Origin of the sequence: Methylomonas rivi (assembly GCF_024505165.1) — a bacterium.
In the GTDB taxonomy this organism is placed as follows: Bacteria; Pseudomonadota; Gammaproteobacteria; order Methylococcales; family Methylomonadaceae; genus Methylomonas; species Methylomonas rivi.
Window position 1 is genome coordinate 1 of record NZ_JANIBK010000363.1, and the last position, 707, is coordinate 707.

At 37.3% G+C, this 707-nt stretch carries 1 protein-coding gene; it reads left to right on the forward strand.

Annotated features, from left to right (window positions below; genetic code table 11):
- The coding region (locus tag NP596_RS21755) for a hypothetical protein (RefSeq protein ID WP_256617460.1) at window positions 1–623 on the forward strand (623 nt) is incomplete at its 5' end.
- Window positions 624–707: the final 84 nt, after the last annotated feature.

Sequence of the window (707 nt, forward strand, 5' to 3'; positions counted from 1 at the left end):
AAGCTAAAAGCGCTCAGTACCTACCTTTTGAAGTTGAAGGATTAATCGTTCCTGGAACCAAAGACGATGCAATAAAATCAGGCTTTACAGAGTGTAAAGAATCATATCCCGGTTTCGAATGTAAAAGAAAATCTGAGAAACCCTTCTTTGGAGTTACTCCCATTCAGACCAAAATTTACCTGAACGAAGAAAACAATCTTTTGATTGACAAGCTCAGTTCTTCTTCGCCAAATGAAAATAAAGGAACATTCACCTTTCGGACTGTAGAAATTGAATTTCCAGAAAATACTTATGATAAAAAATGCTTAGCAAATACAAACACTGAAGAGTTTTCCTATAACAAGCCTGAAAAATGCATAAATAACCGTGGCATACTTTTTTTTCGGCATGCATTAGAACAATCTGGATGGCTCAAAGAATCAAATAGAGGGTGGGATTATTACATTAAGGAAAATACACCACTCAAAATTTCCTTTAATCGAAATCATGGCACATCCGTTAGTATTTACCCTGAAACACTAGCCAATATTTCGAATTCTATTCGGTACATTAATGAACAGGCAGTGGACAAAGAGAAGCAAGAAAATCGCTCCAAAGAGTTTATTGACGGCATGAAACGTTAGCCATAGCTGTATACGCTGTGTTGATTCAAATATCTGACACAAAACCCTGTATCGCGTACCTTCTTCATCGTTCCCACGCTCCGG